The organism is Microbulbifer maximicatervae (SeqCode), from assembly GCF_052467955.1.
This window is the reverse complement of the sequence record NZ_CP174329.1, coordinates 326,046-342,977: the sequence shown is the minus strand read 5'-3', so window position 1 is coordinate 342,977 and position 16,932 is coordinate 326,046. Positions and strand designations below refer to the sequence as shown.

The 16,932-nt window shown below is 50.1% G+C and carries 11 protein-coding genes; 5 read left to right on the top strand and 6 right to left on the bottom strand.

Going from position 1 to position 16,932, the window contains the following annotated elements:
- Window positions 1–14 precede the first annotated feature (14 nt).
- Both gyrB and ACJJI5_RS01420 read left to right on the top strand, forming a co-directional pair.
- Window positions 15–2,435: a DNA topoisomerase (ATP-hydrolyzing) subunit B gene (gene gyrB / locus ACJJI5_RS01425; RefSeq protein ID WP_445355343.1), complete on the top strand. Its 2,421-nt coding sequence runs from the start codon at window positions 15–17 to the stop codon at window positions 2,433–2,435.
- 307 nt (window positions 2,436–2,742) lie between these two features.
- The gene (locus tag ACJJI5_RS01420; RefSeq protein WP_445355342.1) at window positions 2,743–4,524 is read left to right on the top strand and encodes a hypothetical protein; all 1,782 of its coding nucleotides are present in this window, start codon (window positions 2,743–2,745) and stop codon (window positions 4,522–4,524) included.
- A 251-nt stretch (window positions 4,525–4,775) separates the two neighbouring features.
- On the opposite strand, the gene ACJJI5_RS01415 is transcribed toward ACJJI5_RS01420, so the two are convergent.
- A complete protein-coding gene (locus tag ACJJI5_RS01415) occupies window positions 4,776–5,669 on the bottom strand; it encodes a LysR family transcriptional regulator (RefSeq protein WP_445355341.1) in 894 nt (297 codons plus the stop codon).
- Between the two features lie 97 nt (window positions 5,670–5,766).
- On the opposite strand from ACJJI5_RS01415, the gene ACJJI5_RS01410 reads away from it, so the two are divergent.
- Window positions 5,767–6,273, top strand: coding sequence for an SRPBCC family protein (locus ACJJI5_RS01410; RefSeq protein WP_445355340.1), 507 nt, complete (start codon window positions 5,767–5,769; stop codon window positions 6,271–6,273).
- Between the two features lie 223 nt (window positions 6,274–6,496).
- On the opposite strand, the gene ACJJI5_RS01405 is transcribed toward ACJJI5_RS01410, so the two are convergent.
- Both ACJJI5_RS01405 and ACJJI5_RS01400 read right to left on the bottom strand, forming a co-directional pair.
- Window positions 6,497–7,177: a phosphoadenosine phosphosulfate reductase domain-containing protein gene (locus tag ACJJI5_RS01405; protein ID WP_282930558.1), complete on the bottom strand. Its 681-nt coding sequence runs from the start codon at window positions 7,175–7,177 to the stop codon at window positions 6,497–6,499.
- Between the two features lie 139 nt (window positions 7,178–7,316).
- On the bottom strand, window positions 7,317–7,763 hold the full coding sequence (locus tag ACJJI5_RS01400) for a GNAT family N-acetyltransferase (RefSeq protein WP_445355339.1): 447 nt from the start codon (window positions 7,761–7,763) through the stop codon (window positions 7,317–7,319).
- Between the two features lie 231 nt (window positions 7,764–7,994).
- On the opposite strand from ACJJI5_RS01400, the gene ACJJI5_RS01395 reads away from it, so the two are divergent.
- Window positions 7,995–10,175 carry a TonB-dependent receptor family protein gene (locus ACJJI5_RS01395; protein WP_445355338.1) on the top strand — a complete coding sequence of 727 codons (2,181 nt, stop codon included), beginning with the start codon at window positions 7,995–7,997 and terminating at the stop codon, window positions 10,173–10,175.
- Between the two features lie 71 nt (window positions 10,176–10,246).
- On the opposite strand, the gene ACJJI5_RS01390 is transcribed toward ACJJI5_RS01395, so the two are convergent.
- Window positions 10,247–11,434 (bottom strand): class I SAM-dependent rRNA methyltransferase, encoded by a 1,188-nt coding sequence (locus tag ACJJI5_RS01390; RefSeq protein ID WP_445355337.1) that lies wholly within the window; start codon window positions 11,432–11,434, stop codon window positions 10,247–10,249.
- A 273-nt stretch (window positions 11,435–11,707) separates the two neighbouring features.
- Between ACJJI5_RS01390 and ACJJI5_RS01385 the strand changes: the two genes are divergently transcribed.
- A complete protein-coding gene (locus ACJJI5_RS01385; RefSeq protein WP_413663886.1) occupies window positions 11,708–12,703 on the top strand; it encodes a GlxA family transcriptional regulator in 996 nt (331 codons plus the stop codon).
- A gap of 371 nt (window positions 12,704–13,074) precedes the next feature.
- Here the strand turns inward: ACJJI5_RS01385 and ACJJI5_RS01380 are convergent, their stop codons facing one another.
- On the bottom strand, window positions 13,075–16,056 hold the full coding sequence (locus tag ACJJI5_RS01380; RefSeq protein WP_413663887.1) for a S8 family serine peptidase: 2,982 nt from the start codon (window positions 16,054–16,056) through the stop codon (window positions 13,075–13,077).
- A gap of 303 nt (window positions 16,057–16,359) precedes the next feature.
- Window positions 16,360–16,911, bottom strand: coding sequence for a D-glycero-beta-D-manno-heptose 1,7-bisphosphate 7-phosphatase (gene gmhB, locus ACJJI5_RS01375; RefSeq protein ID WP_413663888.1), 552 nt, complete (start codon window positions 16,909–16,911; stop codon window positions 16,360–16,362).
- Window positions 16,912–16,932 lie beyond the last annotated feature (21 nt).

Genomic DNA, 16,932 nt, shown 5'->3' with positions numbered 1-16,932 from the left:
AATGGAGCGAATAAATGTCAGAGCAGCAAAGCTATGACTCAAGCAGTATCAAGGTATTAAAAGGCCTGGATGCGGTGCGCAAGCGCCCCGGAATGTATATTGGTGATACCGACGATGGCACCGGTCTGCACCACATGGTATTTGAGGTGGTCGACAACTCCATCGATGAAGCGCTGGCCGGCCACTGTGATGAGATCCGTGTAACCATCCACCCGGATGAGTCCATTTCCGTATCGGACAATGGCCGTGGTATCCCGACAGAGATTCACCCGGAAGAGGGGGTTTCTGCAGCAGAAGTGATTATGACCGTCCTTCACGCGGGCGGTAAATTTGATGACAACATCTACAAGGTCTCCGGCGGTCTGCACGGGGTAGGGGTATCGGTGGTAAACGCTCTGTCCAAGGAGCTGAAGCTGACTATCCGTCGCGGTGGCAAGATCCACGAGCAGACCTACCACCACGGTGTGCCCCAGGCACCCTTGGAAGTTGTGGGTGACAGCGATACCACCGGCACCACGGTGCACTTCAAACCCTCAGAGGGTACCTTCAGCAATATCGAATTCCATTTCGACGTGCTGGCCAAGCGCCTGCGCGAGCTGTCCTTCCTGAACTCCGGTGTGCGTATCGTCCTGAAGGACGAGCGCAGTGGTAAGGAAGAGGTCTATGAATACGAAGGTGGTTTGAGTGCCTTTGTGGAGTTCCTCAACCAGAACAAAACCCCGATTAACAAGGTTCTACACTTCCAGAGCCAGCGTGAAGACGGCATTGCTGTAGAGGTGGCATTACAGTGGAACGATAGCTTCCAGGAAAGCATCTTTTGCTACACCAACAATATTCCCCAGCGCGACGGCGGTACCCACCTGGCGGGCTTTCGTGCAGCCCTGACCCGTGGCCTGAACAGCTATATCGAGCGGGAAGGCCTGGGCAAGAAAGACAAGGTGAACACCACTGGCGATGACGCCAGGGAAGGTCTCACCGCGATTATCTCTGTGAAGGTTCCGGACCCGAAATTCTCCTCCCAGACCAAAGACAAGCTGGTTTCATCCGAAGTGAAGCCGGCAGTAGAGCAGGAGATGGGCCACCACTTCACAGACTACCTGATGGAGAACCCACAGGAAGCCAAATCTGTCGTCACCAAGATGATCGACGCGGCCAAAGCCCGTGAGGCGGCCCGCAAGGCCCGTGAAATGACTCGCCGCAAGGGTGCGTTGGATATTGCCGGCCTGCCCGGAAAACTGGCGGATTGCCAGCAAAAAGACCCGGCACTATCTGAAATTTACCTGGTGGAGGGTGACTCCGCTGGTGGCTCTGCCAAGCAGGGCCGCGATCGCCGCACCCAGGCGATCCTGCCGTTGAAAGGTAAGATCCTCAATGTGGAAAAAGCGCGCTTCGACAAAATGCTCTCCAGTGCCGAAGTGGGTACCCTGATTACCGCACTGGGCTGTGGTATCGGCAAGAGTGAGTTCAACCCGGATAAACTGCGTTACCACAGCATCATCATCATGACCGATGCTGACGTGGATGGAGCCCATATCCGTACCCTGTTGCTCACCTTCTTCTTCCGTCAGATGCCGGAGCTGATCGAGCGGGGTCACATCTACATCGCCCAGCCGCCGCTGTATAAGATCTCCAAGGGCAAACAGGAACAGTACCTGAAGGATGAGGGCGCTCTAACCCAGTTCCTCACCAACGCCGCCCTGGAAGGCGCCACGCTGTTTGTGAACCCGGATGCCCCTGGGCTTTCTGGTGCCTCCCTGGAAAGCCTGGTAGGCGAGTACCGCAGCGTACTGGCGACAATCGACCGTCTGTCGCGTCTGTACCCTGAGGAAGTGCTGCGCAGCATGATCTACCTGCCCAGCTTGTCTCAGGAAGACCTACAGTCCCAGGAGAAAGTCGCAGCTTGGAGTGAGAAGCTACAGGAGAAACTTGGTGACGAAGAAAGTGGTGGAACCCGTCGTCACGAAGTGACGGTTCAGGAGAACACCGAGCGCGGCCTATTCCTGCCCCATATCCATATCGTCGCCCACGGTGTCGGTAGTGACTACCTGATTAACCATGAGTTCTTCGATTCTGCCGAGTACGCGTCTATCTGCGCTCTGGGGGAGAAAATGGTGGGTCTATTGGAAGAGGGTGCCTTTATCCAGCGCGGCGAGAAGCAGCACCCTGTTGGCAGCTTCCCTGAAGTGATGGACTGGCTGATGGGCGAGAGTCGCAGAGGCTACGGTATTCAGCGCTATAAAGGACTGGGAGAAATGAACCCAGAGCAGCTTTGGGAAACCACCATGGACCCAGAGAGCCGCCGTATGCTGCAGGTAACCGTTGAAGATGCTATCGCAGCAGATCAGATCTTTACCACCTTGATGGGCGATCAGGTGGAGCCCCGCCGTGACTTTATCGAGACCAACGCATTGGCGGTGGAAAACCTCGACGTCTAATTGTCATTTTTCCGAAAATCCTACAGTAACTCCGCGAAAGGGGAATTACTGTGGGATTTACTCCACTTAAAGTAACTCGCGATAAATTCGATCTTTTTCCCCTATCAAAAACGTCACGCCGATCGGGTATCTACCCTTCCGTTAAAGCCTGAAATTACTGACAAACAATTAAAGTAAACAGTAAAATTTTTAGTAAATTCTGGCCAAGCAATATTTTTGCTGTATTTTTAGAAAGTAAAAAATTATAGATGTCCTTCCTACTTATCTATTTCTACGAACAAATAAAATTAGACGGACCATAAGACTTATGGGGAACTTCATCTCTTCTATTCTCGGCGATACTCGTCGTTTGATAGCTATTAGTGGTGTGATTGCACTAGCTTTATACGGTTGCACAAGCACACAAAAATTAGTGAATTCCGAATGGTATGAAATCGAAACCGAACATTTTCGGATCGTTACCAATGACAACCCCAAGCAAGTTGAAAAGCTGGCAATAGACTTAGAACGATTTCGGATTTTCGCGAAACGATATATCAAGTATTCAGCAGATCAACAGAAGCTGACCATTTACGCTCTGGATGACCGGCTCAGCTTTAAAGGAGTTAGTGGTAGTGAGTCATCTAGAACTGTCATTGGACAGTTCCATAATACTGCTTATGGGAGTTTTGCATTACTAAACCTAAACGGAAATCGTGCCCTTCCTGACAATCCGGCCCGTCAGACGTTGTTTCATGAATATGCGCATTTTTTGACCTACAGTGGAAGCCAGCACCTCTACCCCTACTGGTTTAGTGAAGGTATTGCTGAGGTATTTTCCACTGTAGATTTTGATGAAAATGCAAAGTACAGCTTTGGGAAAATACCGGTTGATCGAGCGATTAGCCTTAATCGAGCGAGAGAGTTGTCTCTCGATAAACTCCTTTCAGCCACACCTGGCTCTCTGAATGTAAGAGATACCGAGGCACTTTATGCCAGTGGATGGATGTTAGCTCACTGGATGATTTTCGACACGGATAGAAATAAAGCCTTAAATGAATATTTGGAGGCTTACAACGCCGGCGGTGATCCAATTGCGAGCCTACCTGAAGCTCTGGGAATGACTTTTGAAGAACTCAATGAGCAGTATAAGAAACTGTCGAGAAGTCATTTCAATTATTACGAGGGGGAGCTTTCTGATAAAGGTATCGTTAAATCCCCCTCCGTTAACCTGATGGACAGTAGTACCGCAGTCGCAGAGCTGGCCTACTTCATGGCAATTTCAGAGCAGGGTTCCGAAGTACTAGAGAAATATATTGCCTATGCAGATGAAAAGCAGGCTTCTAGCCCATCGTTAAATTCGGCACTGGCCATTGCTCTGACAGGCGAAGGAAATTATTCCCAAGCTGAGGAAGTCTTGAACTCTATTCCGGCGCAGTACCACGAAGAAACCTGGTATCTTGAAGCCCAGGCAAAAAATGATCTATCGGCTGCCTTGACGGAGGAGGGGTTCCCCAACCCTGGAAATATGAAACGTATCCGGGATAAATATGTTCAACTAGTTAATGCCAGTGGGGAAGTACCCGCGTACTGGCATGAACTGGCGATCACAATGCAAGTTTTAGGGTATCCCCGCCAGAAGTATACGGAAATACTAGAGCAGGCGTATTTACGTGCACCGAGAGAAACAGGAATCGCTTGGTGGTATGTGCTGGAGCTTTACCTAGACCGAGATAAAGATCTCTTCGTAAAAGTCTCCCAACCGTTATTCATGCAAATTACAGAGGAGGGTTCGCGGGCACAGTTGCAGTCGATGCTGGATGAGTTGGAGAAGGAAGAGGGGTTGAAGTTCGAGCCTGAGATCAGTGGTTTGGGTCAATTAATGTCAACTTACAGGAAGTACTCTGGAAACAAAGCCCTGGCAATGGCTGCGGACTATCGTGGCGCATTTGTGGCAGGTTTTAACGAAGATGGCGGAAGCACCCAAGCTGAGGCGAACCGAAGTGCTCTTCTAGCCTGTGAGGAACAGCGAAAGCAGTACCAGATAAGGGACCGTTGTGAACTCTACGCGGAAGGTGAGGTGTTGGTGAATTCAACTACAAGGATGTAACTATCTAGTAGAAGTTAGGGAAGGCGCAAAGTAGGCAGTAATAGAGCTTACTTTGCGACAATATAAAGCTTGGTGATGAGAGTGGATGAACCGATTACCCCATTACCAAGTATCCACTCTGACAATTAGCTCCCAGAACATTGGGGAGTGGCCAGCACAAATTATGGCCAAAAAGCGTGTAAATCAGTATTGAGCCATCACTAAAGTCACAATACACCCCATCGCTTTTAGAAAAATATCAGTCGATACAGTTAAGCCTTGCCTATTAACTTATCATTCAGGCGGCCAAACAACTTCACGATAAACTCCCTAAAAACCTTAAAACGCATGACATTGCGGTGCTCTGGGTTGGAGACTAGCCACAGTTCATGCAGGCTGGATGGGGCTGCCCCAGGGACCCGAACGACTCCTTCAGCACCATCTGCAAGAAAGCAGGGCAGCCTGGCCAGCCCCAGTCCACTCTTAACTGCCTCTAGCTGTATCAAACCGTGATTAATCTGGTGCTGATAAGGCATCTGTGGATAGGGCGTGTCTTTGGCCCAATTCAATGTGGCGTCATCGCCACTCCAGCCGAGCCAGTGGCCATCGTCAGGTACAGATTTCTCGATATACCCCGGAGAACCGTAACAGCAACTGGGTAGGTCGGCGAGCTTGCGAGCAACAAGTCGATCCGAAACATCGACGTCGCCTTTGGGGAGAATACGAAGTGCTATGTCGGCTTGGTGACTTTCCAAATCGAGAACGTGGCTAGTAACCAGTAGCTGTACGTTGATCTCTGGATACGTACGTGAGAAGTCATTTAGGTAGGGGATAATTAAGTGCGATGCGACTACATCCGGCATAGTGATGCGAACTTCCCCGGAGAGCTGGTTACTCCCCCCCTGTAAATGCTTCTGCGCGGCATTTAGATACTGCTCTGCCGATTGGGCGTAGTCGAGCATCGCTTTGCCATCCTCCGTCATCTGGTAGCCTTTGGAGCTGCGATAAAACAGCTTGGCCTGGAGCTTTTCCTCCAGGGCATCAACACGGCGAGAAACTGTGGAATGGCTGACTTTAAAGTCGTCAGCAACGCTGCGAGCGCTCTTACTCCTGGCTACCGCGATAAAGAACTGGATATCTCCCCAATCTATGGACTCTTTATGCAACACACTGTCCTATTTTGCTGTATTCCGTTGCATATAGTGTCCAGGTAATCTGTCTCCCGTCAATAGCACTCCCGTAGAGAAACCCAGGAGATCAGAGATGAAAGAAGCCCAAGTAAACCGAGAAATCGCAATTAACCGCCCAATTGATGAGGTCTGGAAAGTCCTCGCCGTTGATTTTGATACAGCTTACGAGTGGATGACGTTAATCCCTCACTCCTTCGCTAAGGAGGGAAAACCTGTTGAAAATGCGAGTGTAGAAGGCCGGGTTTGTGTGCTGACAAACAAGGGACCGTCGGGTCTTGTCGCAGATGAAACTATTACAAGGTTTGATGAGAAAAACTATGAACTGGATGTCTCGGTTGAAAGCAAAAATACGCCACCGGGATTCCCCGTTAAAAAGAGTTTATCTCAATTTAAATTAAGCCCCTCTGTTGGTGGAGGCACAACAGTGAATTTCACTGCAAATATGGAGTTAAATGCTTTAGGAGGCGTGTTGAGTCCTGTGGTGAAGAAGATGACTGGCTCTCAATTTGAGCAAATGCTGAAGGACCTGAAAATATATATGGAAAAAGGAGGTCATCTTGCAAAAGGGGCAGTCGCCTAGCCTATCGCATGATAAGTAATTTAAGGACTCTTCTGGATTTACGCGGAAGTAAATAGAAGAGTCTCCTTTTTGAAAAAAATACAGCGAGTCGAGACTCGCCTATTTGTAATAGATTTTATTATTCGGTAAATACGTAAAAAGTATTTACTTTATAAACGGCTGGGATAGAGGGCCTTGTTAAAGAGATAGGCGAAGTACGCTAGTCCTCGCCGAGTAGTCCATTCTATTTTTCCAACAGCAATCCGCACTCCCGATGCTCCTCACCTTTAGTTGGATCAAAATAAATATCGTTATCGGGAAGATCATTCTCGTAAACATACTCTTCCACATCGATTTCCTTCAGGTGGAACATCGGTGCCACTCGAATAGTTCCGTGGTTGCCCTGGGTGAAAATATCCAGGTTTTTGCGGTGCGAGTTCTGGTCGTGGCGGATACCGTTTAGCCATACATCCGGCTGCAATTCCTGCATAGCGCGGTTAAACGGCTCCAATTTAACAGTTCTGGAGAAGAAGTCATGCTCAGGGGTATCCAGCTGCGGGATTCCCCCGTAAACGGCGTTGTAGTGGGCCGCGGACATCTTCGGTGAGTAGGTGCGCAGGTTCAAATCGAGAGATTTGACCACGTTTTCGATATGGCGATAGGTTTCCGGGGTGTTATAGCCGTGGTCCACCCAAATTACCGGGATATCCGGTTTGGCGCGGGTAACCAAGTGAAGAAAGGCTATTGCCAATGGGCGGAAATTAGTAAAAACCACCGGGTTCTGAGCGTGTTCCATGGTGAACTGCATAATTTCGCTTGGCTTGGCGCCAGCGAAACGAAGGTTCATGGACCCCAGATCCGCATCGTGATGAAAGGTGCGTTCTGGAATAGGCTGTAAAGTTTGGCTGGAAGCGTTGCGTCCCATAAAAATTCAGCGCTCAGGAAAATTATGATGGGAGGCATGCTACCCGGTTCAAGAGTCGCGTAGAAACAATAAAAAGAAGTGATTCAATAAGCTTCAGTTATAAGGGAAAGTCTATTCAATGGGCATAGTGCGGCAAATTTTATCTTGCAGATGCCCTGGGGCACTGCATGGAGATTGAATGCTGGCCATACTCCACGTGATAGCTGCGCTCCACCTCCACAAAACCATGCTTTTGTAGAAAGTATCGAGTGCGAAGATTTTCACGAAGTACTTCAGCCTTTAGTGGATAGCGTCGGTCACGAATTGCAGAAATGAGGTTAGTGCCGATTCCACAACCGGTAAATAAAGGACTGACACAGAGGTGGGTGACGGTACCGTCACTAAGAAGCGTGATAAAGGCTTCCGCGACAGCGTTGTTGCGATCGGTATAAACCAGGCATTGAGTGGCACTACGGCAGTCTTTACGAAATTGAGCTATACGGTCCACCCAAAACTGGCGGGGTATGGAGGGGTGGGAGTTCGCTGATGCATGTAGCCAAAGTTGCTCCAACCTGTCCAGCTCTTTGAGTTTTGCCTTTCTAATCATGGGCACACCCGAAGCGGATACGTGAGCCCAATGCTAGTCAGATCGAAGAGTAGATCCTAGAAAACATCTGCTTATAAGCAAAACCTTAAAGTTGCAGGTACACCAGCGAAGTTCGTGACGCTAAACAACAAAAAGAAGAATGTAAATAAAGTGTAATGGGAATATTAAAATACAATCATTCGTATTTATAAAAACAATGACTCAAGGTTACTAATAATCCTTGGAGGGTTCATGAAGCACATTCCATTTACACCCCTGGCCTTTACGATAGCCACTACTATTGCTGCGCCGACCTTAGCCGAGCAACAATTGGAGAGCATAACAGTAATCGGCGACTCCTCATCTATTTCCAAATTGCCTGGCTCTGCACACTTGGTTGATGCTGATGAGTTAGCCGAGTTCGAGTTTGTAGATATCAATCGCATGATGCGCTCAGTTCCTGGGGTCTACATTCTTGAAGAAGATGGCTACGGATTGCGTCCGAATATCGGGATTCGCGGTGCCCAAGGGGGACGCTCCGCCAAAATTTCCTTGATGGAAGATGGAGTGTTAGTGGCTCCGGCTCCTTACTCTGCACCAGAAGCTTATTATTTCCCCAGTGCGGGCCGTATGAATGCAATTGAGGTGTTGAAAGGCCCCGGATCTCTGCAATATGGCCCATTCACCGTGGGTGGTGCAGTCAATATGCTGAGCACACCTATCCCCACTGCCAGTGAAGGTATGGTGCAACTAGAGGCCGGAGAATTCGGTGAGAGCCGTATGCATGCTCATTATGGCGCCAGTACAGAAAATACTGGCTGGCTGTTGGAAACACAGCAGCAGTATGCAGATGGATTCAGAGAAATCGATAGTGCCGGCAGCGCAGATATTGCTAAAGAAGACTATCTATTAAAGGGTCGTATCAGTTCCGATAGAGACGCAACTTATCGCCAGCAGTTGGATATCAAGCTTCAGTACTCCGAAGAGGAGTCTGGCATGAGTTATCTGGGCCTAACGGATGCCGACTTTAAGAAAGATCCGAACCGTCGATACGGTATCAGCGCCCTGGATGAAATGCAGAATCGCCACAGCACTATCCAGCTGAACCACAGTATCGAACTGAGTGACAGTTTTACCCTGCATACCCAGGCTTACTACAACAAGTTTAAACGCGACTGGTTTAAGGTCAGCGAGGGTGACTTGATAGATGCTGTTAATACCGGCGGCAGTGTTGATGGAGTTTTAGACCCTCAAGCTGTTTTGGATGGCACTGAAGATTACACCTTCGGTGTTAAGCACAACAATCGTGAGTACGAGGCTAAGGGCCTGCAGATAAGTGCCGATTGGCGCTTTAATACTGCTTCTGTTAGTCATGAGCTGTCCTTTGGAGTGCGCCAGCATCAAGACGAAGTGGATAGATTCCAGCCTGTGGAAAACTATGAGCAGGTTGATGGCAAATTGGTGTATCTGAGCACAGATATTCCCGATACCGCTGAAGAAAGCAGCAATAACCGTGTTGAAGACGCGGATGCAACTTCGTTCTTTATCTACGACGATATCCAGCTGAACGATAAGCTGACTCTCACTGCTGTTCTTCGCTACGAGGATATAGAGACCGAGCAGCAGCGTTATAACGACGCTGAGCGTACAGAGAAGGGCAGCTATCGCTCCAATCAGGTGGATGAATGGCTGCCAGGCTTGGGACTTGTTTACCAGGCAAGCGAACAGTGGAGCCTGCTGGCAGGTGTGCACCGTGGCTTCGCCCCTCCCGGCGCAGGTGCAGCCGATGGCCAGGGGCCGGAGTTATCCACAAACTATGAATGGGGTGCTCGCTTCGATAACGGAAGCCTGAATGCTGAATTGATTGCCTTCTACAGTGACTATGAAAATGCTGTGCAAAACTGCTCGGTGGCGGTGAAATGTCCCAATGGTGCCGAGAGTGGTACCTACCAGTTGGGTGAAGCAGAAATCAAAGGGCTGGAAGCTACGCTTGGAAGTGAGTGGGTGCTCACAAACGGTTGGATACTACCGGTGCGGGCAACCTATACCTTTACTGATGCAGAAATCAGTGAAGATAGTGACGGTAATGACCTGCTTGCCGGCGACAACCTCGAATACCTCCCAGAAAATGTCTTTGCGATATCTGCGGGTCTGGATAGCGGCGCTGCTTGGCGTTTGAACCTGACTGCAGCCTATCAGGACGAGATGTGTGTTAATACCCAATGCAACCGGGGAGATACCGACCAATTTGATTATACCGAGTCACTTTGGGTTGTAGATGCTGCTGCGCATTATGATTTCATGGCTGACCTGACCGGTTACCTGAAAGTGGATAATCTGTTGGATGAGCAGGTTATTATTAGTCGCAGTCCAGATGGCGCCCGTGCAAATCGACCCCGCACTGCCACTTTAGGCATGAAGTATGTCTTTTGACCTGAAGTAGGCTCATCGATCTGAGAACAAGGCCCCGGTCATTACAGGGGCCTTGTGGGGTTCATGAGCACCTACTTATTGGTGTTTCCCCCGAGATGTACAAAATGAGCTTTTAGGTAGTTGGTTTCCGGAATTGCTGGATGCACAGGGTGATCGGCCCCTTGACCACCACTGGCCAGAATTGAGGCTGGGCGCCCCAAGCGGTGAGCGGCGCCACGGATACAGTCGAGAAGCTCATCGGATTGCAGATGCATAGAGCAGGAAGCGCTTACTAACAGCCCATCCTTCGCCAACAAACGCATTGCGAGTTCATTGATATGGCGATAGGCCGCCAAGCCGGCTTTATGATCTTTCCTCCGCTTAATAAAAGCGGGTGGGTCGAGCACAATCGCATCAAACCTCTCCCCCTCTGCGACCAACCCTTTGAGGACATCCAGTGCTTTACCCTGGATGGTTTTGAGCTTGCCGGCGAATCCATTGTGATCCGCATTGAGCAAACACCAGTCCAAGGCCTGCTGTGAGGCGTCTACGCACACTACCTCTGCCGCACCATTGGCCAGTGCCTGAATACCCCAACCGCCCGCGTAGGAAAACAGATCTAATACTTTTTTGCCGTTGACCCAGCGATTCAATAGCCTGCGGTTTTCCCGGTGATCGTAAAACCAACCGGTTTTCTGCCCCTGGTGTACCGGGGCCAGAAGTGGAACGCCGTTCTCCTCGAACGGGACCATCTCGGGTACATCTCCAAAGGCTACGGTGTGTACCAGCGGCATATCTTCAACTGCGCGACCCTGATGATCATTGCGCAGCAGGATGCCCTTGGGGTTAACCATCTCTACCAACTTATCCACAATCGTTTGTTGGTAGCGCTCCATTCCCCAATTGCTGACCTGGACTACTAAATAATCCCCAAACCTATCCACTACCAAGCCCGGAAGCCAGTCAGAGTCACCGTATACCATCCGGTAGCTGGGGTGGGAAAAGTACCGTTGGCGCTGTTCAAATGCAGTTTGTATGCGCTCACAAACAGCATCTGTGGAAAAGTCAGAATTGCGACTGACTATTCGCCCACAAATAAGTTGGCTCGGATTTACAAAGGCTGTGCCGAGCAGCTTGCCCTGGCTATCGTGAACTTGGCACTGACTACCCGCATCAATTCCCTTTAATGGAGAGCGCTTAGTGTCCACCTCATTGCTGTAAATCCATAGGTGGCCACGCTTGAGTCGGCGCTCTGCGCCTCGATTCAGTATTAACTCCACCAAAAGGGGATCTCCGTTGATGTGTACAAATTAGGGGCCAATTGTGCGGACAGCTAAGTGAAGGTCAAGCCTGCAAGCTGATGTATGGCTCGTTCGGAGCTTTGAGAACCAATAGTCACCCGAGGGTTACTCATATCCGTCAAAGTTTATACGTCAGTACCGGAGAAAATGACTATCAATTTGGTGTAACAGGGTGTCTAAGCTGGCTATAACTGGCAGAATCTGGCGCCTGTAAGTCATTCTTATCCCCAGCCGTTGTGGAAAACTGCCGAGATGAATAAGCACCAACAAACGCAAAATGGAGCTAGGAAAGTCGCCATGGTGGTCTGCCCGGGTGCAACTAGCCTGGATATCACAGGTCCCCTAGAGGTTTTTGCCTTGGCAAATGACCAGTTGCGCAAACAAGGGCGTTTCAACCAGGATTTCTATGATATTCAGTTGGTGGGACTTGAGTCTGGTCCGGTTACGACTTCGACAGGGGTTAAGGTTTTTATAGACCTTCCGTTTCATGAAGCTGAGGGGATTCATACCCTGTTAGTGAGCGGCATGCCACCGGACTCCTGTCAGCGCGCTTGTGCCAATAGTTCTGTTCTGGAGTGGCTGGCTGAGCAGCAGAAAAAAGTTGCTCGTATTGGTTCAATCTGTAGTGGGGCCTTGATGCTCGCCAACGCAGGCATTCTTAATGGACGGCGTGCTACAACGCATTGGGCGGATGTTCCTGAGTTGCAGGGGTTCCCCCAGGTAGAAGTGGATCCGGATGCCATCTTTGTCCGCGACGGTAATGTTTATACGTCGGCCGGAATTACTGCTGGAATTGATTTGGCTCTATCGATGATCGAGGAGGACCATGGGAGGGGCTTGGCACTCAACTTGGCTCGAATTCTTGTTCTTTACTTAAAGAGAGATGGAGGACAGCAGCAATTTAGTGTGCGATTGGAAAATCAGATAAACAGCGATCGTTTTGCAACTTTGATTGAATGGATGTACCAGAATATTAAGAAACCTATAACGGTGGAGAGGCTGGCTCAGGAAGCGGCTATGAGCCCACGGAATTTTGCCCGGAGCTTTGTGCGAGAACTTGGCGTAACGCCTGCTCGTTTTCTAGAGCAAATAAGAGTGGAACGAGCTTGCCAATTATTTTCCGAACAAAATCAGTCACAGGATAAAGTGGCAAAACTCTGTGGGTTTCAATCCCAAGAGCAATTGAGAAGAGCCTTTAAAAAGCACAAGGGTATTTTGCCTAGTGAATATCGAAAGCGTTTTCACTAAAAATATAGTTATTAATTACTTGCAGACAATTGTTAATATTTAATTTGGGAGATTTATATTTAGTGCAGTAAAACGTAATTGATGTTTTAAGTCGCATATCAACTGAACTTACTCATTCTTTTTTACCGAAGCTTATTTTTTAGCTTAGGAAGAATTTTCTGGATTGATGATACTACCGGAGTATAAGCTTTCTGCTGCTGTGAATATCAATCGAAAGACAAAAAATTTTTGGCACTTTGGTCGATTATCCCCAGACATAGCGAGCGCTTTAATTCATCAGCAGAATGCACTCAATTGCGAATGAAAAAACCGGCCAAACTCCGGCCGGTTTTGACTTTCACTTCCTACCATCAATTATCAGCGTGTGAGGCCTATTGAGTATTAATCATGACCTGGGTTTTGGAAAAATCTTTTTCTCCGTCACCATGAGTCAAAATACCAAGATGGCGGGTATTGGGAGTAATGTTCATCCACTCCAAAGAAACTACCCCAGTTCCGCCAATCTGTGCTTGAGCCGGCGCATCCACTGCGGTATTTCCATTGTCCCCGTTCAGATTAAAATTGAACAAGCTGAAATTGGTGGGGCCGGCGGATGTCGCATAATCGACAACAACGGCTGCATATTGACCGGGAGAGGGGTTAGCCAGGGAAACTGACTCTGCAGAAGTGGCGCTGCCGCTGGTACCGACTTCGGGATAATTTGGCGCTGGGCCATAAACTTCCAGGTCCAGGTCGTCATTTCCGCTACCGTCGCCCACATCGGCATCATACATAGCGATATGCGCAAGCTCTGTTCCCTGAGGGATATCAAAGAAAATTACTTGAACATCGCCATCTTCAACAGTGGTTGTAGTGGCCTCACCCTCCGCTAGGCCAGTGACATTCACCTGGAAATCACCGTTGTAGCCGAAGCCCACATTGAGTTCGAGGTTGCCATCGGTGCCGCTGCCAGTTAATTGCTGTGGTGCAGCTAGAGGAACAGGCCGAATAGCAATTGGGCTGCGCACACTGATCTGAGAGCCTACGGATTGCCAGGTGAGGTTACCAAAGACCCAGGTATTCATTTCGGCGGACTCTGTGGCGGTGAAGGTCACCTCAAACTCAGCACTCTCTCCCTCCCTGAGGCGCAGTACTTTCGGATTGATATCTACATCGATACCGAGTGGGGCGTTGATAGATGCCCAATACCAACGCTGGCCGGGGGCGACGCTAGTGACCCGGCGTTTGATAGTCTGGCTGCCGAGGAGGTCTGCGACCCCCATAGAAGCGAGGTTCAAGTCGCTGGAGTCGCTAGAGTATCCCAGGGACGTCAACGCATCACAGGTTGCGCTATCAACCATCTCGGGTTGGAGTTCAGCGCCACATAGGAAGGCGAGATAATCATTGAAGCCCGCATCGTAAACCAGCCCCGGTTTGAAGGCGTCACGGGGCACTATGGCACCGGCACCAATATCAAATGGTGTTGCATCCGCTGGTCCGTAAGACTTGCGCAGGTCATTGCGCGCACTCGTCATCAATGCGGACTTGGCCATTGCCGGGCTCCAGTGCGGGTTAGCCTGCTTTAGCAGCGCCATCACACCGGCCACATGCGGACTCGCCATAGAGGTGCCACTCAGAGCCCCAAACAGTTCTCCTCCACTCAGTACCGGAGAAATTCCCGCGATAATGCCAACCCCCGGGGCACTGATATCCGGCTTGATAATATCCGGCGCACCACCATTTTGACCGCGAGATGAAAAGTTTGCGACGCGGTCTTCCCTTGGGATCAATTGAGACGGATCGATAACTCCAGAAACTTCGCTGCTGGCTGCGAGAGTTTCACCCTCGTAGTACGAGATCATCATTCCGGGGATGCGGGTATCAGGGGCTGACATGGTAATCGGGTTGATGCGATCGTCTGCAGTACCGTCGTTGTAAACAACGATAGCCAAGGCTCCGGCATCGGCAGCATTATTATATTTATCGGTAAAGGAGCAACCCCCACGTTTTACTAGAGCAATACTGCCCTCCAAAGACTCACTGTTAGTGACTTCGCTACAGGCTTCTAACGGCTCGCTGAGAACAACCTCAGCAGAGACTGCTCCAACCTCTTCAAGGCTTACGGTGCTGTTGCCCTCACGCCCCTCATAAATTCCGGAAATGGATTCTGGCGAGGATATCTGTAGGGCTAAACCGAAGCTTTGGTCATCCTCTGAGGCGCCGACTGCGGTTATCCAGGGTACTCCTGAAGGAGTGCCCATAGTCTCGGGTCCGGGTCCGTTGTTACCTGCAGATGTGGCGACAAAAACGCCGGCATCGGCGGCAAATAAAAATGCGATGTCATCGGCACCACTAAAGGTGGTGCTGGCGCCACCTATCGAGAAGTTAATAACATCCACACCATCGGCCACGGCTTCATCAATAGCCGCCATGGAGTCGGCCGACGAACAACCACTATCGTCGGGATCTGGGGCGTCCCAGCAGACTTTATACACCGCGATGCGGGCTCGTGGCGCCATTCCGGTAAGGGTTTTTCCATCCGGGGTAATAACGCCATAGTTACCGGCGGCAGTGGTCGCGGTGTGGGTACCGTGCCCGTCTGCATCCCTGGCTGACAGGAATTCGTAATCTGCCAATTCGTTGTTGGTCAGGAAGGCATCGGAAAATGACTTGGCCTTGATCAGCTTATTGTTACAGGTAAACGCAGCGTCGTTGGGGTTTTGGTCACTGTTACCAAATTCGCAACCGTCACCAGTAAAGCTCTCGGGTATTGAACCGTAGGGAACTTGGGGCCCCAGGTTGCCCTGTAACGGTGTAGCTATGTCTGCGACACTCTGGTGTTCAGGGTGGATCCCTGTGTCTATAACACCTACAACAATATCCTCACCCGTAATCCCCCAGAGCCATGGGCTGGGCATATCTGTGATGCCGAGGAAGTCCGCAGTGGAGTCAGTATGGGGCTTTAGTAATTCATCTTCCCAAACACCTTTAACGTCGGCGCGACCGCGCAGAGCAGCCGCTTCCTTTTCGCTCATTACGGCGGCGAAGCCATTAAAAGCGGTGTCGTATTCATGAACAGTGCGTGCGCTGGGAACGGTGGATAGAACTTGTTCCCGCCGCGACCGAAGGAAATTGGAATAGTGCCGGTAGCTGCTGCTTTGGGGATCGAGTTTGCCACGGTTGGACGGTTTGGTGGCCGACAAACCGGGGATGGTACCGCTATAGGAAGACAGAGGCTCGCTATCTAATTGAACAATATAAACTTTTTTTGGTTTTTCCTGACTGGGGGCAAACTTACTTGTGGCTGACTCAGCAAATAGGCTGTTGGATAACAACATACCGGCTGTCAGGGCAGTAAGAATTTGTCTTTTCATTGGAGTATCCCTTTTATTGTTTTGTGCAGGCGGCAACAAAAGGCTTAAAAGAGCTCGTCGCTGGGGGCATTACTCCTTTTCCCCGACAGGAATGTTCAGAGCGTCATTCAAGCCTCACCCATCCCTGGCTTGGCACGAATCGCTGATACAACAATGGGCTCGCCCTCCCGCTAGTTGCTTTTAAAGGAATGCGCCATACAGCTCAATAAGTTGGCGCCTGGGTGAACAACTGATCGCAAAAATAGTGCGCCAGGTTAGATATTGGACGCTCGAATCATCTAGCGAAAAGAGAGAGGGAGCGGTTTAGGAGGATAATAAAAACTGAGAAAAATGCGAAAGATCAACAAATACTGAAGTGTTAGCCAGGCGGGGGTCGGGCTGCTCGATCAGGTGCTGTAACGTCTGATCACCTGCACCGGTTTTTACCAGAACGGGTTTACACCCCTTCTCCAACGCCAGATAAAGATCTGCCAGCTTGTCTCCGACCAAATAACAGTCGTGCAGGCTGGTATCAAATTCAGCCTCGATGGCATCCAGCAGACCCGCTAGGGGTTTGCGGCAGCGGCAATTATCTTCAGGGCCGTGGGGACAGTAGAAAATAGCGGCGATTTCGCCACCGGCATCCTCCACCTGAGTACGCATTTTAGCGTGCATTTCTTCCAGGTCATCCAGGTCAAATTGGCCCAGCGCTAGGCCGCTCTGATTGGTGGCTATCACCAGTTGATGGCCGGCCTGACTGAGCGCTGCCAGCGCTTCAATACTGCCGGGCAGGGGCTGCCATTCGTCGGCGGATTTGACGAATTTATCGGGGTTTTCGTTGATCACCCCGTCGCGGCCGAGAATGATAATTGCCATATTCTTATCTCCCTGATTTGC